Origin of the sequence: Nocardiopsis sp. MT53 (assembly GCF_019598965.1) — a bacterium.
Taxonomy (GTDB): domain Bacteria; phylum Actinomycetota; class Actinomycetes; order Streptosporangiales; family Streptosporangiaceae; genus Nocardiopsis; species Nocardiopsis changdeensis.
In genome coordinates this window covers 4,253,354-4,272,564 of sequence record NZ_CP080599.1, presented here as the reverse complement: position 1 = coordinate 4,272,564, position 19,211 = coordinate 4,253,354, and the positions used below count along the sequence as shown (strand labels likewise).

19 protein-coding genes and 1 riboswitch are annotated in these 19,211 nt (G+C 74.5%); of the genes, 11 read left to right on the top strand and 8 right to left on the bottom strand.

All coding sequences use genetic code 11. The features are described 5' to 3' along the window. Nucleotides 1-147: 147 nt before the first annotated feature. Nucleotides 148-1,143 (top strand): zinc-binding dehydrogenase, encoded by a 996-nt coding sequence (locus K1J57_RS19085; protein WP_220559926.1) that lies wholly within the window; start codon nucleotides 148-150, stop codon nucleotides 1,141-1,143. A 36-nt stretch (nucleotides 1,144-1,179) separates the two neighbouring features. Here the strand turns inward: K1J57_RS19085 and K1J57_RS19080 are convergent, their stop codons facing one another. Then, on the bottom strand, nucleotides 1,180-1,959 hold the full coding sequence (locus tag K1J57_RS19080) for a TetR/AcrR family transcriptional regulator C-terminal domain-containing protein (RefSeq protein WP_220559925.1): 780 nt from the start codon (nucleotides 1,957-1,959) through the stop codon (nucleotides 1,180-1,182). A gap of 101 nt (nucleotides 1,960-2,060) precedes the next feature. On the opposite strand from K1J57_RS19080, the gene K1J57_RS19075 reads away from it, so the two are divergent. Together K1J57_RS19075 and K1J57_RS19070 are read left to right on the top strand one after the other, a co-directional pair. Next, nucleotides 2,061-2,960 (top strand): ATP-binding cassette domain-containing protein, encoded by a 900-nt coding sequence (locus K1J57_RS19075; protein WP_220559924.1) that lies wholly within the window; start codon nucleotides 2,061-2,063, stop codon nucleotides 2,958-2,960. Then, nucleotides 2,957-3,721 (top strand): ABC transporter permease, encoded by a 765-nt coding sequence (locus tag K1J57_RS19070; protein WP_220559923.1) that lies wholly within the window; start codon nucleotides 2,957-2,959, stop codon nucleotides 3,719-3,721. Before K1J57_RS19075 ends, K1J57_RS19070 begins: the two co-directional genes overlap by 4 nt. Before the next feature lie 53 nt (nucleotides 3,722-3,774). Here the strand turns inward: K1J57_RS19070 and thiE are convergent, their stop codons facing one another. Next, the gene (gene thiE, locus K1J57_RS19065; RefSeq protein WP_220559922.1) at nucleotides 3,775-4,440 is read right to left on the bottom strand and encodes a thiamine phosphate synthase; all 666 of its coding nucleotides are present in this window, start codon (nucleotides 4,438-4,440) and stop codon (nucleotides 3,775-3,777) included. A gap of 76 nt (nucleotides 4,441-4,516) precedes the next feature. Next, nucleotides 4,517-4,876 carry an Rv2175c family DNA-binding protein gene (locus tag K1J57_RS19060; protein ID WP_220559921.1) on the bottom strand — a complete coding sequence of 120 codons (360 nt, stop codon included), beginning with the start codon at nucleotides 4,874-4,876 and terminating at the stop codon, nucleotides 4,517-4,519. Nucleotides 4,877-4,976: 100 nt separating this feature from the next. Next, nucleotides 4,977-5,086, top strand: a riboswitch (TPP riboswitch). A 33-nt stretch (nucleotides 5,087-5,119) separates the two neighbouring features. Between K1J57_RS19060 and thiO the strand changes: the two genes are divergently transcribed. From thiO to K1J57_RS19030, 6 genes are all read left to right on the top strand, one after another. Beyond that, entirely contained in the window at nucleotides 5,120-6,310 is a 1,191-nt protein-coding gene (gene thiO / locus K1J57_RS19055; protein WP_220565646.1) for a glycine oxidase ThiO, read from the top strand. Between the two features lie 5 nt (nucleotides 6,311-6,315). After that, nucleotides 6,316-6,531, top strand: coding sequence for a sulfur carrier protein ThiS (thiS, locus tag K1J57_RS19050; RefSeq protein WP_220565645.1), 216 nt, complete (start codon nucleotides 6,316-6,318; stop codon nucleotides 6,529-6,531). Between the two features lie 14 nt (nucleotides 6,532-6,545). Then, entirely contained in the window at nucleotides 6,546-7,304 is a 759-nt protein-coding gene (locus tag K1J57_RS19045) for a thiazole synthase (RefSeq protein ID WP_220565644.1), read from the top strand. 519 nt (nucleotides 7,305-7,823) lie between these two features. Next, the gene (gene pknB, locus K1J57_RS19040; protein WP_220559920.1) at nucleotides 7,824-9,776 is read left to right on the top strand and encodes a Stk1 family PASTA domain-containing Ser/Thr kinase; all 1,953 of its coding nucleotides are present in this window, start codon (nucleotides 7,824-7,826) and stop codon (nucleotides 9,774-9,776) included. Nucleotides 9,777-9,897: 121 nt separating this feature from the next. Then, nucleotides 9,898-10,560 carry a response regulator transcription factor gene (locus K1J57_RS19035; RefSeq protein ID WP_220559918.1) on the top strand — a complete coding sequence of 221 codons (663 nt, stop codon included), beginning with the start codon at nucleotides 9,898-9,900 and terminating at the stop codon, nucleotides 10,558-10,560. Nucleotides 10,561-10,772: 212 nt separating this feature from the next. Next, entirely contained in the window at nucleotides 10,773-11,798 is a 1,026-nt protein-coding gene (locus K1J57_RS19030) for a 6-phosphofructokinase (protein WP_220559917.1), read from the top strand. Nucleotides 11,799-12,043: 245 nt separating this feature from the next. Here the strand turns inward: K1J57_RS19030 and K1J57_RS19025 are convergent, their stop codons facing one another. After that, nucleotides 12,044-12,496, bottom strand: coding sequence for a hypothetical protein (locus K1J57_RS19025; RefSeq protein WP_220559916.1), 453 nt, complete (start codon nucleotides 12,494-12,496; stop codon nucleotides 12,044-12,046). A gap of 206 nt (nucleotides 12,497-12,702) precedes the next feature. Here K1J57_RS19025 and thiI point away from each other — a divergent pair, with 206 nt between their 5' ends. Next, on the top strand, nucleotides 12,703-13,983 hold the full coding sequence (gene thiI / locus K1J57_RS19020; RefSeq protein ID WP_220559915.1) for a tRNA uracil 4-sulfurtransferase ThiI: 1,281 nt from the start codon (nucleotides 12,703-12,705) through the stop codon (nucleotides 13,981-13,983). 97 nt (nucleotides 13,984-14,080) lie between these two features. Here thiI and aroF read toward each other — a convergent pair whose 3' ends face one another. After that, on the bottom strand, nucleotides 14,081-15,127 hold the full coding sequence (gene aroF / locus K1J57_RS19015; protein ID WP_220559914.1) for a 3-deoxy-7-phosphoheptulonate synthase: 1,047 nt from the start codon (nucleotides 15,125-15,127) through the stop codon (nucleotides 14,081-14,083). Between the two features lie 384 nt (nucleotides 15,128-15,511). On the opposite strand from aroF, the gene K1J57_RS19010 reads away from it, so the two are divergent. Beyond that, nucleotides 15,512-16,057 (top strand): molybdopterin-dependent oxidoreductase, encoded by a 546-nt coding sequence (locus K1J57_RS19010; protein ID WP_370634683.1) that lies wholly within the window; start codon nucleotides 15,512-15,514, stop codon nucleotides 16,055-16,057. 50 nt (nucleotides 16,058-16,107) lie between these two features. Here K1J57_RS19010 and macS read toward each other — a convergent pair whose 3' ends face one another. From macS to K1J57_RS18995, 3 genes are read right to left on the bottom strand one after another with little or no spacing between them, the layout of a single operon-like run. Next, on the bottom strand, nucleotides 16,108-17,235 hold the full coding sequence (macS, locus tag K1J57_RS19005) for a MacS family sensor histidine kinase (RefSeq protein WP_370634682.1): 1,128 nt from the start codon (nucleotides 17,233-17,235) through the stop codon (nucleotides 16,108-16,110). 57 nt (nucleotides 17,236-17,292) lie between these two features. Then, nucleotides 17,293-18,150 (bottom strand): hypothetical protein, encoded by an 858-nt coding sequence (locus tag K1J57_RS19000; protein WP_220559912.1) that lies wholly within the window; start codon nucleotides 18,148-18,150, stop codon nucleotides 17,293-17,295. Next, on the bottom strand, nucleotides 18,147-18,950 hold the full coding sequence (locus K1J57_RS18995; protein ID WP_220559911.1) for a carboxylesterase: 804 nt from the start codon (nucleotides 18,948-18,950) through the stop codon (nucleotides 18,147-18,149). The genes K1J57_RS19000 and K1J57_RS18995 overlap by 4 nt, the downstream gene beginning before the upstream one ends. Nucleotides 18,951-19,211: the final 261 nt, after the last annotated feature.

Here is a 19,211-nt window from a genome sequence, read left to right as displayed (position 1 = left end):
CCGCTCCGGCCCCTCCCCCGGGGCCCGCCGGTGTATTCCCGTGCCCGCGCTCCCGCTGCGCGGGCCTTGACCTCAATATTTGTTGAGGTTGGAGGGTGGACGGTGTCGCGCACGGAGCGCGGCGGACGGACACCGGAGGGAAGTCCCATGCGTGCGGTACGAGTCGAACGGTTCGGCGGGCCCGAGGTACTGGTGGCCCGGGAGGTCCCCGAGCCCGAGGTCGGGCCCGGCACCGCGGAGATCGCGGTCGGGGCCGCCAACGTGATGTACCTGGAGGTCCTGGTCCGCTCGGGCTGGGGACGCGACCACTTCCCCGTCGTCCCCCCGTACACCCCCGGGACCGGGGTCGCCGGGACGGTGACCCGGGTCGGGCCGGACGTGGACCCCGCCTGGGTCGGGGTCCGCGTGGTGGCCGACACCGGGGAGGAGAACAGAGAGGGCGGCAGGCTCCCCGTCGGCGGGTACGCCGAACGGGCCGTGGTCCCCGCCGACGGCCTGGTCCGGGTCCCCGAGGGGGTCGACCCGCGCGACGCGCTGGCCCTGCTGCACGACGGCCCCACCGCGCTGGCGCTGGCCCGGACCGCCGGGTACCGGGCCGGGCAGACGGTGCTGGTGACCGCGGCGGCCGGGGGCGCCGGCAGCCTCTCGGTACAGCTGGCCCGCCGGGCCGGGGCGCGGGTGATCGCCGCCGCCCGGGGCGGGGCCAAGCTCGACCTGGCGCGCCGACTGGGCGCGCACGAGGCGGTCGACTACTCCCTGACCGGCTGGGCCGACCGGGTGCTGGAGCTGAGCGGGGGCGGGGTGGACGCGGCCCTGGACGGGGCCGGGTCGTCCCTGGGCGAGGCCGCCTTCACCACGGTCGCCGAGGGCGGGACGTACATCAACTACGGGTCGGCCGGGGGCCGGTTCGCGGAGATCGAGCCCGCCCGGGCCCGCGAGCACAAGGTCCGGGTCTTCGGGCTGTTCGACATCAAGTCCGAGGTCGAGGGCGGCACGGACGACCTGACCCGGGCCCTGGAACTGGCCCGGGCCGGGGAGCTGGTCCCGCACATCGGCCTGGCCCTGCCCCTGGAGAGGGCCGACGAGGCCCACCGGGCCCTGGAGGAGCGCCGGGTCCTGGGCAAGGTGCTGCTGACCCCCTGAACCCGGACCCTTCGTCCCCGTCCCTCCGCTGCGGGCTCAGTCCCCGCGGCGGGCGGCGCGGGCCGCCACACCGTCGAGGATGAGCCCGACGGCCAGGTCGAACTCCGCCTCGTCCTGCGCCGGGTCGTCCGCCCGCGCGGCCCGCTCCGGGGACAGCAGGTCGGCGGCCAGCAGTTCGCGCACACGCGGGAAGGCGTCCTCGGGGACGAGGGTGCGCAACCGGTGGCCGAAGGCCCGGTGGGCCGTGGCGGCGTCCATCTCCTCGCTCGCGCGGACCCTGGCCTGGTCGCCGGCCAGCTCCCCCTCCGCCCGGGCGTAGGTCCACAGCAGGATGAGGATCTGCGCGCGGTCGGACACGTCCAGGCCGGTCTCCTCCAGCGCGGCCAGCCCCTCCTCCGTCCACCGGACGAACGAGGGCGCCAGGGGCTCGGCGGTGACGGGGACCTCGGCGGCCCAGGGGTGGGCGCGGTAGACCCGGCGCAGCCCCCGGGCAAGTTCGGCGGTGCGCTCGCGCCAGGTGGCGCCCGCCGGAGGGGGCGGGGAGCCCAGCGCGGCGTCGACCGCCAGCAGGAGCAGGTCGGCGCGGGACTCGACGTAGCGGTACAGGGACATCGTGCCCACCCCCAGCTCGGCGGCGGTGCGGCTCATGGTGATGGCCCCGGGGCCGTGCCGGTCGCCGAGTCCCACGGCCACCTCCACGATCCGCCCGACCGTCAGGCTGGGCCGGGGGCCCTTGCGGCTGACGGGGTGCGCCCCCCAGGCGGACAGCAGGGCTTTGGGGATCACGAGGGCCGGGTCGGTCTCCTGTTCTGGCATGCCCCCAGCGTAGTGACGGCCCGTGCCGGGCGCGGCCGCACCCGGCCTTTTACTGCGTAGGGGTTGCGCAATGGTACTGCGTAAGGGTTACTCTGTACGGCATGGACAAGGCACATCCCCCCGGAGCGGCGCCCGCCATCGCCGTCCGGGGCCTGCACAAGAGCTATGGCGGACACGAGGTCCTCGTCGGCGTCGACCTAGAGGTGCCCGCGGGAGGCGTCTTCGCGCTGCTGGGGCCCAACGGGGCGGGCAAGACCACCCTGATCGACGTGCTGACCACCCTGGTCCGCCCCGACGCGGGCACCGCCGAGGTGCTCGGCCTGGACGTGGTGCGCAGGGCCCGGCGGGTGCGCCGCGAGATCAGCGCCACGGGCCAGTACGCGACCGTCGACGAGGAGCTCACCGGCCGGGAGAACCTGGTCATGGTCGCCCGGCTGCTGGGCGCGGGGCGCCGCGCCGCCCGGGACCGGGCGGCGGAACTGCTGGAGCGCTTCGACCTGGTCGGCGCGGCCGACCGGAGGGTCGCCGAGTACTCCGGCGGCATGCGGCGGCGCCTGGACCTGGCGGCGGGCCTGACCGGCTCGCCCTCGGTCGTGTTCCTGGACGAGCCCACCACCGGCATGGACACCCGCAGCAGGCGGGCCCTGTGGCGCACGGTCGGCGACCTGGCCGCCGACGGGACCACCGTCCTGCTCACCACCCAGTACCTGGAGGAGGCCGACGTGCTGGCCGACCGGATCGCCGTGCTCGACCGCGGCCGGATCGTCGCGGAGGGGACGGCCGCGGAGCTCAAGCGCCGTGTGGGCGGGGAGTGGATCGAGCTCTCCCTGGCCGACGGCGGCACCGAACGGGTCCCCGGCGACGGCACCGCCGACCGGCTGCGGCGCGTGCTCGACGAACGGCACCGGGCCGGGATCGCCGTCGCCCGCGTGGAGGTGCGCACGCCCGGCATGGACGACGTGTTCCTCGCCCTGACCGGGGACGGGGGCGGACGACCGTGAGCCTCCTGCGCGCCGAACGGGTCATGACCGGGCGCGGCCTGGTCCACTCCCTGCGCAACCCCGACGGGACCGTCACCGCGGTGGTGGCCCCGGTCGCGATCATGCTGCTGTTCGTCACCGTCTTCGGGACCGCCGTGCAGGACATGGCGGGCGGTCCCTACGTGGAGTACGTCACCCCGGGCGTGATGCTGCTGTGCGCCGGCTTCGGGGCGGCGATGACCGCGACGGCCGTGCACGCCGACCTGTCCAAGGGGGTGGTGCGGCGGCTGCGGACCATGCCGGTTCGGGCCTCGGCCGTCATCACCGGCCACGTGGCGGCGAGCGTGCTGCGCAACCTGCTGTCCACGGCGGTCGTCCTGGCGGTGGCGGTGGCCCTGGGCTTCCGTCCGCAGGCCGGTCCCCTGGAGTGGCTGGGCGCCGCCGCGCTGCTGGCCGGGTACATCACGGTGCTGACCGTGCTGGCCGCCGCCTGGGGACTGGCCTCCGGCGGCCCCGACACCGCCGCCACGTTCGCGTTCGTCGCCCTGTTCCCGCCCTACCTGTCCACGGCGTTCGTTCCGCTGGAGGGGCTGCCGGGGTTCCTGCACGGGGTGGCCGCGCACCAGCCCGTCACACCGGTGACCGAGACCCTGCGCGCGCTCACCTCGGGCACCGCGCCCGGCGACCACGCCGCCGCCGCACTGCTGTGGCTGGCGGGCCTGGGCCTGGCGGGGGCCGCGCTCACCGGGTGGCTGTTCCGGCGGGCCGCCGGGCGGCGCTGACTCCTCCGGGTACGGCGGCGGCCCCGGTCCGGTGGGATCGGGGCCGCCCGCTCTCAGCCCTGCCGGGCCGCGACGCGGTCGCGCAGGGCCGCGGCCGCGGCCGCCGGGTCCTCGGCCTCGGTGACGGCGCGCACCACCACGATCCGGCGTGCGCCGGCGTCCAGGACCCGGTCGACGTTGTCGAGGTCGATGCCGCCGATCGCGAACCAGGGGCGGTCGGTGCCCAGGGCGGCCGCCCGCTCCACCAGTCCGGTCCCGGCCGCCGGGCGGCCCGGCTTGGTGGGCGTGGCCCAGACCGGGCCCACGCAGAAGTAGTCGCTGCCCGGCTCCTCGGCACAGGCCCGGGCGGTGTCGATGTCGTTGTTGGAGCGCCCGATCAGCGGATCGGCCCCGATGACGTCGCGGGCCATGGGCACCGGCAGGTCGCGCTGCCCCAGGTGGAGCACGTCGGCGCGCACCGCGCGGGCGATGTCGGCGCGGTCGTTGACCGCGAGCAGGGCGCCGTGGCGTTCGCACGCCTCCCGCAGCACCTCCAGGGCCGCGAGCTCCTCGCGCGCCTCCAGGCCCTTGTCCCGGAGCTGGACGATGTCCACTCCCCCGGACAGCGCGGCGTCGGCGAACTCGGCGAGATCGCCGCGCTCGCGGCGGGCGTCGGTGCACAGGTACAGAAGGGATGCGTCCAGGCGCTTGCGCAGGCTGGTTCCGTGGCTGGTCCTCACGCCCACCAGCCTAGGCCCTGGCCCCGGCGGGCCCAAGGGGGCGGGCGACGCGGGCGCGCCCACCCCGGCAGGGGCGTCAGAAGGCCAGGCTCTGGGCGCGGCGGCGCACCTCGGTGCCCCGGTTCTCGCGCATCGCCTGGATCGGGGTCCCGGGCAGCGTGTCGTCCGGTGTGAAGAGCCAGCGCAGCGCCTCCTCCGTGGAGTAGCCCGCGTCGCTGAGCAGGACCAGGGTACCGGGCAGCCCCTTCACGAGGTCGTCACCGTCGACGAAGGCGGCCGGGATCGAGAGTTCGCCGCCGCGGACCACGCCCATGAGCCGGTTCTCGCGGATGAGCGTCTTGATGCGGTTCGGGCTCACGCCCAGAGGCGCGGCCGCCTCCTTGAGGGTCAGCCACTCGCCGACCAGGGTGTCGAGATTGGTATCGCTAGATGTCACCCCACCAATCTGCCACAGGCCCGGTCCCGCGGACACCACGCACGCCGCGGACACCGGCTCCGGCCCCCGGATCCGGGGGCCGTAGTATGTGGGGCGAACACAGACGTCCCGCGGGAGCCGGGTGGACCCGGCTGAGAGGGGGGCTGCCGCCCCCGACCGCACGAACCTGATCCGGATCATGCCGGCGAAGGGAGCGGAGGCAGCACCGTGCGCACCCCTGAGACCGAACGGCGCCCCGACACGATTCGTCCTACCTCTGGGGGGCCGGAGGGCGGCCACGGCGTCGTCGTGGTCGGCGGCGGCCTGGCCGGCCGCGTGACCGCCTGGCGGGCGGCACAGGACGGACACCGGGTCACCCTGGTCGAACCCGACCCCGTCACCGACCCGGCCGGCGCCCGGGCCGCGTCCACCGTCGCGGCGGGCATGCTCACGCCGGCCACCGAGGCGGTGTTCGGCGAGGAGCCCCTCATGGAGTTCGGCATCCGGTCGGCCTCCCTGTACCCGGACTTCGTCGCCGAACTGGAGGCCGCGAGCGGGCTCGGCGTCGGCTACCGCACCACCGGAACACTGCTGGTCGGCTTCGACGCCGACGACATGGCGGTCCTGGACCGCCTGCACGACCTCCAGAAGCGCCTGGGGGTGGAGACCGAGCGCCTGAGCGGTCGGGAGTGCCGGCGGCTGGAGCCGATGCTGGCCCCCGCGGTGCGCGGTGGCGTGCTCGCCCCACAGGACCACTCGGTGGACCCGCGCCTGCTGCTGCGCGCCCTGGCGGTGGCCGGGGAGCGCGCCGGGGCCGCGGAGGTCCGCGGGCGTGTCACGGCCGTGCGCTCGCCCGGCGCCGGGGGCGCCCGACTGGGCGCGGTCCTGGACGACGGCCGGGAGCTGCCCGCCGACCAGGTGGTGGTCGCCGCCGGGTGCTGGAGCGACCGGATCGACCTGCCCGAGCCCGTCGTGCCGCCGCTGCGCCCGGTCAAGGGGCAGCTGCTGCGCACGCGGGTGCCCGCCGGGGAGCCGCCCCTCGTGGAGCGGACGGTGCGCGGCCTGGTCCGGGGCTTCCCCGTCTACCTGGTGCCGCGCGCCGACGGCGAGATCGTCATCGGCGCCACCCAGGAGGAGCTGGGCTACGACACCTCCCTGACCGCGGGCGGGCTGTGGCAGGTGCTCCGGGACGCCCGCGAGCTGGTCCCCGGCGTGACCGAGCTGGAGGTCACCGAGACCTGCGTGGGCCTGCGCCCCGGCTCCCCGGACAACGAACCCCTGCTGGGCCCCACCCGGGTCCCCGGCCTGCACCTGGCCGGGGGGCACTTCCGGCACGGGGTGCTGCTGACCCCGGTCACCGGCGAGGTCATGGCCCGTGCCCTGGCCACCGGGACCCTGCCCGAGTACGCGGAGCGGTTCGCCGCCGACCGCGCAGGCGAGACGACGTGGAAGTGAGAGTTGTGGAGCTGATCGTCAACGGCGACCGCCGCGAGGCCGCCGACACCACCACGGTCGAGGAGATCGTGCGCGACCTGACCGCCGCCGACGGCGGCGCCATCCCCGGCGGCATCGCCGTCGCCGTCAACGACGAGGTGGTGCGCCGCGCCGCCTGGGCCGGGACCCGGCTGGGCGCGGGCGACCGCGTCGACGTCCTCACCGCCGTCCAGGGGGGCTGACCGTGACCGAGCACATCGACGACCCCCTGGTCATCGCCGGGGTCTCCTTCGGGTCCCGGCTCATCACCGGCACCGGCGGCGCGCCCTCGCTGGAGGTCCTGGAGGAGGCCCTGACCGTCTCCGGCACCGAGCTGACCACCGTGGCCATGCGCCGGGTCACCCCGGGCGCCCGCGGCTCGGTCTGGGACGTGCTGGAGCGCAACGGGATCCGCCCGCTGCCCAACACCGCCGGGTGCTTCACCGCGGCCGACGCGGTGCGCACCGCCCGGCTGGGCCGGGAGGCGCTGGACACCGACTGGGTGAAGCTGGAGGTCGTGGCGGACGAGCACACGCTGCTGCCCGACCCGGTGGAGCTGCTGGAGGCCGCCGAGCGGCTGGTGGACGAGGGGTTCACCGTGCTGCCCTACACCAACGACGACCCGGTGCTGGCCCGCCGGCTGGAGCAGGTCGGCTGCGCGGCGGTGATGCCGCTGGCCGCGCCGATCGGCTCGGGGCTGGGCATCCGCAACCCGCACAACCTGGAGCTGATCGTGGAGCAGGCCGGGGTCCCCGTGATCGTGGACGCCGGGATCGGCACCGCCAGCGACGCCGCCCTGGCCATGGAGCTGGGCTGCGACGCGGTGCTGCTGGCCAGCGCGGTGACCCGCGCCGAGGACCCGGTGCTCATGGCCCGGGCGATGCGCGACGCGGTCCGCGCCGGGCGCGCCGCCCGGCTGGCGGGGCGCATCCCCGTGCGGCGGCACGCCCGCGCCTCCTCCCCGGCCGCCGACTGAGCGGAACCCCGGCGCGCGGGCCCCGCCTCCGGCGGAGGCGGGGCCCGCCGGAAGAGACCTCGAACACGTGGGGACCGGGTCCCTTCCGTGATCATGCGAGCGATCCGGAACCGAATGCGCTCGGCGAGCGACGAAGATACACGGGGGACGCGGTCACCGACCGGCGGTCCGGCTCAGGCCGGAGCGCACCGCACCGACCCGGCCGCACACGGCGTCATCGCTGTTCAGAGCACTGACCGGTGGCCATCGGGAAGGCCGCCGGTGCGGCGGCACCGCGGCGTTGCCCCCATCCCCTACCGTGAAGAGGGGTGCGCACCGCCCGGAAGCGGGGCCCGGCGCACCCCAGGACGACCCAGGACCGCGCGTCCCACCCCCCGTGGAGCAGGGGCGGCGCGGCCGTGAACCGCGGGGCAGACCCGGGACGGGCTTCCGCTATCGTGTCGGTTCGACACCCGGTGTCGGGTACGCGCCACCGACCGCGACAGCCCGCGCTCCCCGCAGCAAGGACACTACTCCGCCGTGGACATGACGACTTCCGACCCGCTCGTGGGCGCCACTCTGGACCAACGCTACTTCGTAGAGTCCAGGATCGCCGGAGGCGGGATGGCGACCGTCTACGTCGCCCACGACCTGAGGCTGGACCGCCGGCTGGCGTTGAAGGTCATGCACCCTTCGCTGGCCCAGGACCCCACCTTCGTCCAGCGCTTCATCAACGAGGCGCACTCCGTCGCCAAGCTCTCCCACCCCAACGTCGTCCAGGTCTTCGACCAGGGCGAGGACCGGGGGCACGTGTTCCTGGCGATGGAGTACGTGCCGGGGCGCACCCTGCGCGCCCTGCTCAAGGAGCGGGGGCGGCTGTCCGCCCGCGACGCGCTCCAGGTGATGGCGCCGGTGCTGGCCGCGCTGGGCGCCGCCCACCAGGCCGGCATGGTGCACCGCGACATCAAGCCCGAGAACGTGCTCATCACCGAGGACGGCCGGATCAAGGTCGCCGACTTCGGCCTGGCGCGCGCGGTGGAGCAGTCCACCCAGGGCCTGACCCGCACCGGGACGCTCATGGGCACCGCCGCCTACCTGGCGCCGGAGCAGATCGAGCGGGGCACCGCCGACGCGCGCACCGACGTGTACGCGGCCGGGATCATGCTCTACGAACTGCTCACCGGCAGCCAGCCGCACACCGGCGAGACGCCCATCGCGATCGCCTACCAGCACGTCAACGAGGACGTCCCGCGTCCCTCGCACTTCCTGCCGGGCCTGCCGCCGGAGGTGGACGCCCTGGTCACCAAGGCCACCGAGCGCGACCCCCGCTACCGGCCGGGCAACGCCGGGCAGTTCCTGGCCAAGGTGCTGGAGGTGCTGCACCGGCTGCCGCAGACCCCGGAGACGGGCGGCCCGCTGCCCCCGGTCGCCCCGGCGGCCGCCGCGACGGCGGCCGTCACCGCCCCGCAGCTCATCGCGGGCGGGGCCGGGCCCGGGACCGAGAACGCCACCATGATCGTGGAGATGGGCCCGGGCGCCCCCTACGACGATGACGACGACTACGCGGACGACTACCCCGGGGACGGTCCCCCGGGCCGGCGCCGCGGGGTGCTGCTGGGCGCGGGCGCCGCGGCCCTGGCCCTGATCGTGTTCGTCGCCGGGTGGTGGTTCCTGGTCGGGCGGTTCGAGGAGGTGCCCGAGGTCGTCGGCGCCGAGCAGGAGGCCGCCTGCGCCGCCGTGCGCGACGCGGGCCTGAAGTGCCTGGTGGCCGACGAGGCCGTCTACAGCGACGAGACCGCGGGAACCGTCGGCGCGGTGGACCCCGAGGCCGGCGAGCGGCTCTCCCCCGGCGACGAGGTGACCATCAGCCTGTCCAAGGGGCCGCGCGAGGTCGAGATGCCCGACTTCAAGGGCGAGGACATCTCCAACGCGCTCAAGGAGATGGAGGAGCTGGGGTTCGCCCCGGAGAACCTGGAGCAGAACGTCGTCGACGCCGAGGACGTCCCGCCGGGCCAGGTCATCTCCACCGACCCGGAGCCCGGGCAGGTCGCCGACCGGGAGTCGACCGTCACCTTCGAGGTGAGCCGCGGCATCGACGTCCCGCCGGTGGCCGGGCAGAAGGTCGAGGACGCCGAGCGGACGCTGACGGACCTGGGCCTGACGGTGAACATCGTCGAGGTCGAGAGCGACAGCGTCGACGAGGGCCTGGTGATCAGCCAGAACCCCGACACCGGCGCCACCCTGAGCGCGGGCAGCGTGGTCGAGCTGACCGTCTCCACCGGCCCGCCGGGGGTGGAGATCCCCGACGTCGTGGGCATGAGCGTCCGCGACGCCAAGGAGGAGCTGGAGGACGCCGGGTTCAAGGTGAAGGTGGAGCGCATCCTGGGCGGCCGGATCGTCGCGGAGCAGTCGCACACCGGCAAGGCGCCCGAGGGCACCGAGATCACGATCACCGCGACCCCCTTCGCGTTCGAGGGCGAGGACGACGACTGACCCGGTACGGGTGAGGCGGGAGGGGCGGCGCGCCGGAGCGCCGCCCCTCCCGTGTCCCGGGCCCCGGCCGGGTGCGGACGCGCGGGGGCGCCGCGGACCGGGGCGGGATAGGGTCACCGCCATGGAGAGCAGTGAGGACATCCGGGTCCTGGTCGTGGACGACCACCCCATGTGGCGCGACGCGGTCGCGCGCGACCTCGACGAGGCCGGGCTGACCGTGGTCGGTACGGCGGGCGACGGCGCGAAGGCGCTGCGGATCGCCCCCGCGGCCCGGCCCACCCTGGCCATCGTCGACCTGCACCTGCCGGACATGACGGGGGTCGAGCTGACGGCGGGGCTGACGGCCCTGGCCGAGCCGCCCCGGGTGCTGGTGCTGTCGGCGAGCGGGGCCGGGGACGACGTGCTGGCCGCCGTGAAGGCCGGGGCCACCGGCTACCTGGTCAAGTCGGCGGGCCGCGACGAGCTCCTGGACGCGGTGCGGCGGGTGCACCGGGGCGAGGCCGTCTACACCGCGGGCCTGGCCGGGCTGGTGCTGGGCGAGTACCGCAGGCTCTCGTCCTCGCGCGAGCGCGACGCCGACGACGGCGCCCCGGCGCTGACCCCGCGCGAGACCGAGGTGCTGCGCCTGGTCGCCAAGGGGCTGGCCTACAAGCAGATCGCGGAGCGGCTGTCGATCGCCCACCGCACGGTGCAGAACCACGTGCAGAACACCCTCACCAAACTGCACCTGCACAACCGGGTCGAGCTGGTGCGCTACGCCATCGACCGCGGCCTCGACGACTGACCCGGCGCGGGGCGGGGAACGGGCCCCGAAAGGACCGCTCGGCGGGCCCCTCCGGACGGCGCGAACCGGTACAGGAGGCCCGTTCCGGGCGGACCGCGGCGGAGTTCGGACGGTGTTCACCGGCCCGGGTTGGCCTGGGATCGCCCGTACCACTATGGTCTAGACCATATGGCGCCAAGCGCCGTGGAACCCACAACGTCGAGGAGATTCGTATGCGCGTCGGGGTGCTGACCGGTGGCGGCGACTGCCCTGGTCTGAACGCGGTCATCCGGGCCGTGGTCCGCAAGGGCATCAAGGACTACGGCTACGAGTTCGTCGGTTTCCGGGACGGCTGGCGCGGCCCCCTGGAGGGCGACACCATGCCCCTGGACGTCGAGGCGGTGCGCGGCATCCTCCCGCGCGGCGGCACCATCCTGGGCTCCTCCCGCACCAACCTCATGAAGATCGAGGGCGGCGTCGAGCGCGTCAAGGACAACATGGCCGGCCTGGGCGTCGACGCCCTGGTCGCCATCGGCGGCGAGGACACCCTGGGCGTGGCCCGCCAGCTCCACGACCGCGGCGTCAACGTGGTGGGCGTGCCCAAGACCATCGACAACGACCTCAACGCCACGGACTACACATTCGGGTTCGACACGGCCGTCAACATCGCCATGGAGGCGATCGACCGCCTGCACACCACCGCCGAGTCGCACCACCGCGCCCTGGTCGTGGAGGTCATGGGCCGCCACGCCGGCTGGATCGCCCTGCACTCGGGCATGGCCGCGGGCGCCAACGTCATCCTCATCCCCGAGCGCCCCTTCGACATCGACGAGGTCGTCGCGCACGTCGAGAGCCGCTTCCGCACCCAGTACGCGCCGATCATCGTGGTCGCCGAGGGCGCGCACCCCAAGGAGGGCCAGATGGAGCTGGCCACCGGCGAGAAGGACTCCTTCGGCCACGTGCGCCTGGGCGGCATCGGCCAGACCCTCGCCGACGAGATCGAGCGGCGCACCGGCAAGGAGGCCCGCTCGGTGGTCCTGGGCCACGTGCAGCGCGGCGGCACCCCGACCGCGTTCGACCGCGTGCTCGCCACCCGCCTGGGCGTCAACGCCATCGAGGCCGTGTACGACAAGGCGTTCGGCAAGATGGTCGGCCTCCAGGGCACCGACATCGTCCGGGTGGACCTGGCCGAGGCGACCGACACCCTCAAGACGGTCCCCGTCGAGCGCTACGCCGAGGCCGAGGTCTTCTTCGGCTAGGCCGTGTTCTCTCGGACCTCCGCTCCGCTTCGGTTCGTGCCCGGCGCCCCTTGAGAGCGGGGACCTCCGCCCCTCCGGGCGCCTCGCGAACCCCCGGCGGCGCAGGAGGGCGTTCAAGAGAACAGGCGCCGGGCCGGAGTTCTCGGGGAGCGGCGGAACACGCTCCCCCGCGGGCCCCTGAGGGGCCCGCCGCGCACCGCCCCCTCCCACGGCTCCCGGGAGGGGGCGGCCGCGTTCGGGGCGCCTCAGGAGAGCACGGGCTCGCCGAGCCGGACGGCGCAGGGGCAGTCGAAGGCGCCCTCCGGGTGCCGGCCCGCGTCCGGGGCCACTCCGCGCACCCGGTGGATCTCACGCACCGTGACGGTGCGGGGGACGAAGACCTCCCAGCCCCGCGGGTCCGGCAGGGCCCGCACGATCCGCACCGCCTCCCCCGCGGTGACCCGCAGCGGCCGGTTCGCGTAGTGCCCGACGGTCACCGGCTGGTCGTCGTCCAGCCGGATGTGCACCGCGACGAACCGCCGGTGGTCGTCGTCACGTGCGAGTTCCCGCAGCCACTGGTGGGTGAGCGTGTAGCAGGGCAGTACCGGGAAGCAGTACACGCCGCGTCCCCGGCCGCGGCCGCGGCCTGCCGCACGGACCCCCGAGCGGCGCAGGCGCACGGTGTTCGCGGCGGGGGTGAGGTGGACGAACAAGGCCATGCCGCGATCCTAGGTTTCCCCCGGCGGATACGCACGGTGGTCAACCGGGTGCGTCGTCTTCCGTCCGGACCGAAATTTGGATGGAGCGGTGGCGGAGATGTTCGATACTGGTAGAAGTACGGCGATGGGCGATCCCGGTTTCCCGCCACCGCCGGTCCGATCACGGCAACCGGGCACCCACGCATGTCTATCCGGAGGTAGCACCCATGTCCGCGTCGCTTGAGTCCGCGCCGGTCCCCGTCGGAGGAGCCGGGGACGGGCTGGGCGAACTCTGCGTGCTCATGAAGCTCGGCGAGATCGTCCTCAAGGGCTCCAACCGCAAGCTGTTCGAGCGCCGCCTGCACAACAACATCCGCTCGTCCGTGCGCGACCTGGGCGAGATCCGCGTCTCCCAGCGCGGCTCCGGCGTGATCATCGTGCGCAAGCCCGGCGCCTCCGACCTCGAGGTCGCCGAGATCGCCGACCGCATGGCCAACGTCATGGGCGTCGTCTGGGTGCACCTGGTGCGCCGGGTGCCCAAGGACCTGGCCGCGGTCACCGACGTGGCCGTGCGCTCCATGGAGGGCCGCGAGGGCACCTTCGCGGTGCGCGCCCGCCGCCGCGACAAGCGCTTCGAGATGACCTCCTCCGAGCTGGCCGGGTACCTGGGCTCGGAGATCATCAAGGCGCACGGCTACCCCGTGAACCTCAAGCGCCCCGACAACACCCTGTACGTCGAGGTGGACAAGGACGAGGCGTTCGTCTTCACCGACGGCGTCCCCGGGCAGGGCGGGCTGCCCGCCGGGATGAGCGGCCGCGGCCTGGTCCTGATGTCGGGCGGCATCGACTCGCCGGTGGCGGCGCACCGGATGATCCGGCGCGGACTCAAGGTGGACTTCCTGCACTTCTCCGGGATGCCGTTCACCGGCCCGGAGTCGATCTACAAGGCCTACAGCCTGGTCCGCCAGCTGGACCGCTACCAGGTGGGCTCGCGCCTGTTCGTGATCCCCTTCGGCAAGGCCCAGCAGCAGCTCAAGAGCTCCGGGATCGAGCGGCTCCAGATCGTCGCCCAGCGGCGGCTCATGCTCAAGACCGCCGAGGTGCTCGCCGACGACCTGAAGGCCGAGTGCCTGATCACCGGCGACGCGCTGGGACAGGTCTCCAGCCAGACCATGACCAACCTCACGGCGCTGGACGACGCGGTGGACCTGCCCATCCTGCGCCCGCTGATCGGCATGGACAAGACAGAGATCATGGACCAGGCCCGCCGGATCGGGACCCTGTCCATCTCGGAGCTGCCCGACGAGGACTGCTGCACCATGCTGACCCCGCGCCAGGTGGAGACGGCGGCCAAGATCCCCGACCTGCGCCAGATCGAGAAGCGCCTGGACGCCGAGGAGCTGGCCGAGTACCTGGTGACCACCGCCCAGGTGCACAAGCCCAGCTTCCTGGGCGAGGCCGCCCCGGCCCGGCTGGAGCCCGCCAAGGCCGCGGCGGTCAGGGTCTGACGCTCCCGGCGGGCCCGGACGGCCCGACACGACGGGGCCGTGCGCGGATCGTGGGTCCACGGTCCGCGCACGGCCCCGTCGTCGTGGCCGCGGGGTCTCAGAGCCCGGCGAGCTCGTGGCCGGGCGCCGGGGTGAGCGTGCGCCCGGTGAGCGCCGCCAGGGTCCCGGCGAGGTCGCGCAGCTCGGCCAGGTCCTCCTGGACCAGGGCCTGCGGGCCGTCGCACAGGGCGGTCTCCGGGTGCGGGTGGACGTCGACGATGACGCCGTCGGCGCCGACCGCGACGGCGGCCCGCGACAGCGGCAGCACCAGCGAGCGCTTGCCGCCGGAGTGGGACGGGTCGACGATCACCGGCAGGTGGGACAGGTTCTGCGCGACCGGGACCGCGCTGATGTCCAGGGTGTTGCGGGTGGCCTTCTCGAAGGTGCGGATGCCGCGCTCGCACAGGACGATGTCGAGGTTGCCCTGCTGGGCGATGTACTCGGCGGCCATCAGCCACTCCTCGATGGTGGCGCTCATGCCGCGCTTGAGCAGCACCGGCTTGCCCGCGGCGCCCGCCGCCTGGAGCAGGGCGAAGTTCTGCATGTTGCGGGTGCCGATCTGGAGCATGTCGGCGTAGGAGGCGACCAGCTCGACGTCGGCGGCGTCCACGACCTCCGTGACGATCGGCATCCCGGTCTCCTCGCGGACGTCGGCGAGGATCCTCAGGCCGGCCTCGCCCAGCCCCTGGAAGGCGTACGGCGAGGTGCGGGGCTTGTAGGCGCCGCCGCGCAGCAGGGACGCGCCGGCCTCCAGCGCCATCCGGGCCGCGGCCAGGGTCTGCTCGGGGGTCTCCACCGCGCACGGGCCCGCGATGACGGTGACGTTGTCGCCGCCGATCGGCACCCCGCGGACGCTGACGACGCTGCGGCTGTCGTGGTTCTCCCGGCTGACCAGCTTGTAGGGGGCGGAGATGCGCAGGACGTCGGCGACGCCGGGCTTGGCGGCCAGCCCCAGGTCCTGGAAGCGCTCCACGTCGCCGACGAGGCCGATGATGGTGCGGCTGACGCCGCGGGTGACGTAGGCCTCGCCGCCGGAGGAGGCGACCAGTTCGACGATCGAGTCGATGTCGTCCGAGGTGGCGCCCGGCGCCATCACGATGACCATGTGGGTTTCCCTGCCTGTCGTTGGATGTGGTGCGGGAGAGCCGTGGCCCGGTGCGCGGTGCCGGAACACAAAGAGCCCCGGGCCGCTACCGGCCCGGGGCTCCTGTCGTCTGTGTCAGCGCAGCGCTTTACAGGCGACCGGGGTGTAGGGCCGGTAGCCATAAAAGCGCCAGAAGTTCCGCTGCATGGCTGTGACTATAGCGCACGGTCGCGGCATCGTCGCACGACGGGGGCGCGTGACCTACCTCTCGTCGCCGCCTGGCAGGATGGCGATCGGACGAGAGGAACAGGAGGCCGAGTGTCCGAGTCAGCGGAGGACCTGGACGACCACGGCGACCGGCGGCTGCCGCCCGGGCAGGCGGCGCGCACCACCGGACACCGGGCCCTGCACTACGGTCCGGTGCCCGCCTTCCGCCCGCAGAAGTGGGACTTCCGGGTCATGGGGGCGACCGAGGACCTGGGGTCGTACCGGTGGACCTGGCAGGAGTTCTCCCGCCTGCCCCGCACCGACCGCGTGAGCGACTTCCACTGCGTGATGCGGTTCAGCATCCCCGGTGTGCGCTGGTCGGGGGTGCGCGCCCTGGACCTGGTGGAGGCCGCGCCGCCCGCGCCCGAGGTGACGCACGTGATGGCGTGGGGCGAGTACGGGTACAGCGCGAACCTGCGCCTGGACGACTTCCTGCGCGAGGACGTGCTGCTGGCCACCCACCGGGACGGCGCCCCGCTGCCCGCGGAGAACGGCCACCCGCTGCGGCTGGTGGTGCCGCACCTGTACGGCTGGAAGAGCGTGAAGTGGCTGCGGGCGGTGGAGTACATGACCGCCGACCGGCGCGGGTTCTGGGAGGAGCGCGGCTACCACAACCTGGCCGAGGCGTGGCGCGAGCAGCGCTTCTTCCACCAGGAGGAGCCGGGCCAGGGCCCGCCCCTCTGACCTCCCGCCCCTCTGGCGGCCCGCGCACCCGGCGGGCCCGGCCCCCGGGGTCAGCGGGGCAGGCGCATCTCCACCTCGGTGCCCTGGCCCGGGGCGGAGAAGACCTCGACCGTGCCGCCCAGATCCCGCAGCCGCCCGCGCACGGACTGGGCGACGCCCAGCCGCCCTTCCCGGCCCGCCTCCTCCAGGCGCCCCTCCGGGATGCCCGGGCCCTCGTCGCGGACCGTGACGGTGACGGCGTCCTCCTCGTCCTCCACGAGGATCCAGGCGCGGGTCCCGGGCGGGCAGTGGAGCACGACGTTGGCCAGCGCCGCCTCGACCGCGGCGAGCAGCTCGGCCGCGACGGCGCCGGGCAGCGGCACCGGGGTGGCCGGGGCCGACACCGACACCCGCACCGACTCCAGGCGGCGCAGGGGATCGCGCAGGTCGACCTCGGGGTCGGCGCCGGCCCCCGCGTCCGCCGGGCCCGGCGCCGCGGCGGACCGCGCCGCCCCCGGCCCGGGCGGGACCCCGGTGAGGTCGGTGAGCCCGTCGGTGATCATGGCGCGCAGCCGGACCTCCTGCTCCCCGGCCAGGCGTCCGAGCTCGGCGGCCTCTCCCCCGGCCTCCGCGCCGCGGCGGCTCACCAGGGTCAGCACCTGCAGCACCGAGTCGTGGATGGAGCGGGCCAGCTGCTCGCGCTCGCGCAGGCGCGCCTCCAGGGCCACCGCCCGGGCGAACCTCTCCTCTGCCTGCCCGGCCACGCGCGCCATGTAGCCGACCGCCAGCCCGGCCAGCAGGAGCAGGACCACGCCACGCGCCGTGGCCGGGGTGATGGGGGCGCCCATGACGACCCGCAGGGTGATGTCGGCGACGCCGTAGAGCACGGCCACGGCGCCCGCGCCCCGGCGCCCCCAGACGACCCCGGCGGCCAGCGCCGCCCCGGCGAACCAGTAGCCGCTCAGCGGCGGCGCCTGGGTGAGGTAGAAGGGCGTGGCGGCCAGGGCGGTGGCGAACAGGCAGGCGAAGGCCACCGCCAGGTCGGTCAGGAGCAGCCGCCCGGTGCGCAGCTCCGGGCGGGCGTAGGCGGAGGAGGCGACCACCGTCCAGGCCGCCATGGCGACCAGGACCGTCCAGCCCAGCCAGGGGCGGGTCAGGTGCTCGTGGTGCTGGACGAGCAGCAGCAGCGAATAGACCAGGGCCGCGGCGCGGAACAGCGAGATGCCGCGCCACAGGGGGATGTCGAAGCCCAGGGCTCAGACCACCGCCCCGTTGTCGGGACCGTTGTCACCCGGCGGCCTGCCGTCGGTCATGCGCAGGATGAGGATGACGAACCCGGCCAGGAACGCCACCACCGCCATGAACATCAGCCAGTTGGGCAGGGTCAGCCCCAGGAAGGCCGCGCCGAACACCAGGACCGGTCCGCCCAGCAGGCCGAACCAGGCCGCGATGCCCAGCCGGTCGCCCTGGAGCAGCGGCGGCGGGGGCGGCGGCTCGTAGTGGCCCTCCAGCTCGTCCTCGGCGCGGCGCAGCGCCTCCTCGTCGTCGTCCTCGTCGTCGGGGTCGCCGGCGAGGATGTCCCCCGGCGTCGGCGTCTCCGTCCTCCCGCGGGGCGCGGGGGGACCGGCGTTCTCGGCGTCGGGCCACCGGGCGCCGCGGGAGGACGGAGCGTCGTCGTCGTAGAAGCGGGCGACGAGGTCGTTCCACACCGCGTCCTCGTCGGCGGAGCGCGCCGGAGGGGCGTCCGGGTCGACGTTCCCGGGCGGGCCGTCCAGCAGGTCCCCGCCGACGGCGGCCTCCTGGTCGTCGGCGTCGGCCTCCTCGCGGCGCTCCTCGGCCTCGGGGACCGCGCGCACCCCCAGTTCCGGCAGTTCGGTGCCCAGGACCCGCTCGGCCGCGACGCGCTCCTCGGCGTCCACGTACAGGTGGTCGGTGGGCGGATCGTCCCCGTCGCCCCCGGGGGGCTCCAGGACGTCCTCCGCCAGCGGCACCGCGTAGGCCGCGATACCGCTGCGCCGCAGCGCCTCCAGCATCAGGTCGGCGTGCGTGGGCGCGAGCAGGATCAGGGGCACGTAGGCGTCGGCGAGCAGGCCGTTACCCCGACGTTGCGTCATCGGTCGGCTCCTTCCCCGCTTCTGGCGTGGGCCCGCACGAAGGCGAGGCTTCCGTCGAAGATGTCGGCGGCGTCATGGTCGAGGGTCGCCACGTGATAGCTGTCGTGGAGCAGGTGGATCGTCAGCCGGGTGTTGACCGCTCTCCTAGCGAGGATACGCAGACTGCGCGGTCCGACAACGTGGTCCTGGGGACTCCGGTAGGCCAGAATCGGCGCGCGCAAACCGGACATGCCCTCCTGAACCGCGCGCCACAGCTTCGGGAGTGTCGCGGCGGCCGCGGTGGGGACCCGGTCGTAGCCCCCCTCACCGGCGCCGACGTCGTCCTTGGCGATGTCGCTCTCCAGGCCGGGGGTGTAGGGCAGGAACCTGGCCGCCAGGGTGCGGAACGGCGCGATGAGCGGCAGCCGCGGGTCCTCGACCGCCAGCGAGGGGTTGACCAGGACCAGGCCGCGCACCAGGTCCGGGTGCTCCTGGGCCAGGCGCAGGGAGAGTGCGCCGCCCATGGACAGGCCCATGACGAAGACCTCGGAGCAGCGCGAGGACAGCTCCAGCAGCGCCCGTTCGACCTCGGCGTACCAGTCGTCGCTGGTGGTGAGGGCCATGTCGGTCCAGACGGTGCCGTGGCCCGGCAGCAGGGGCAGCTCCACGCTCAGGCCCGCCGCGGCCAGGTGGTCGGCCCAGGGGCGCATGGAGCGGGGGGAGCCGGTGAACCCGTGGCACAGCAGGACGCCCACACCGGAGCCGTGGTGGCTGAAGGGCTCCGCCCCGGGGATCAGCGCGGTGTCTTCGGTCGGTCTCACGGACTTCCCCCAGGGATGCGTACGGCGCCGCGGCGCGCGTGACAGGACGACGGTGCCGCGGCGGTCACCCCGGCTTCACAGGCGTGAGGCTAACCGTTCCGCGGACCGTTTGTCATGGGTGGGCACCCATGTTCCGCTCTCGTCCCCAAAGAGGGGTGTCGCGCATCACGTGGCACGAACTGAGTATCCTCATCGCAGTGCTGGCCGAGCGGGACAGCGGATCGCGGCAGACCCTGCCCGGAGCTCCCCGCGTGTGCAGGG

Coding starts and splice junctions, on each gene's coding strand:
- K1J57_RS19085 (WP_220559926.1), top strand. CDS start 148: ATGCGTGCGGTACGAGTCGAACGGTTCGGCGGGCCCGAGGTACTGGTG.
- K1J57_RS19080 (WP_220559925.1), bottom strand. CDS start 1,959: ATGCCAGAACAGGAGACCGACCCGGCCCTCGTGATCCCCAAAGCCCTG.
- K1J57_RS19075 (WP_220559924.1), top strand. CDS start 2,061: ATGGACAAGGCACATCCCCCCGGAGCGGCGCCCGCCATCGCCGTCCGG.
- K1J57_RS19035 (WP_220559918.1), top strand. CDS start 9,898: ATGGAGAGCAGTGAGGACATCCGGGTCCTGGTCGTGGACGACCACCCC.
- K1J57_RS19030 (WP_220559917.1), top strand. CDS start 10,773: ATGCGCGTCGGGGTGCTGACCGGTGGCGGCGACTGCCCTGGTCTGAAC.
- K1J57_RS19025 (WP_220559916.1), bottom strand. CDS start 12,496: ATGGCCTTGTTCGTCCACCTCACCCCCGCCGCGAACACCGTGCGCCTG.
- thiI (WP_220559915.1), top strand. CDS start 12,703: ATGTCCGCGTCGCTTGAGTCCGCGCCGGTCCCCGTCGGAGGAGCCGGG.
- aroF (WP_220559914.1), bottom strand. CDS start 15,127: ATGGTCATCGTGATGGCGCCGGGCGCCACCTCGGACGACATCGACTCG.
- K1J57_RS19000 (WP_220559912.1), bottom strand. CDS start 18,150: ATGACGCAACGTCGGGGTAACGGCCTGCTCGCCGACGCCTACGTGCCC.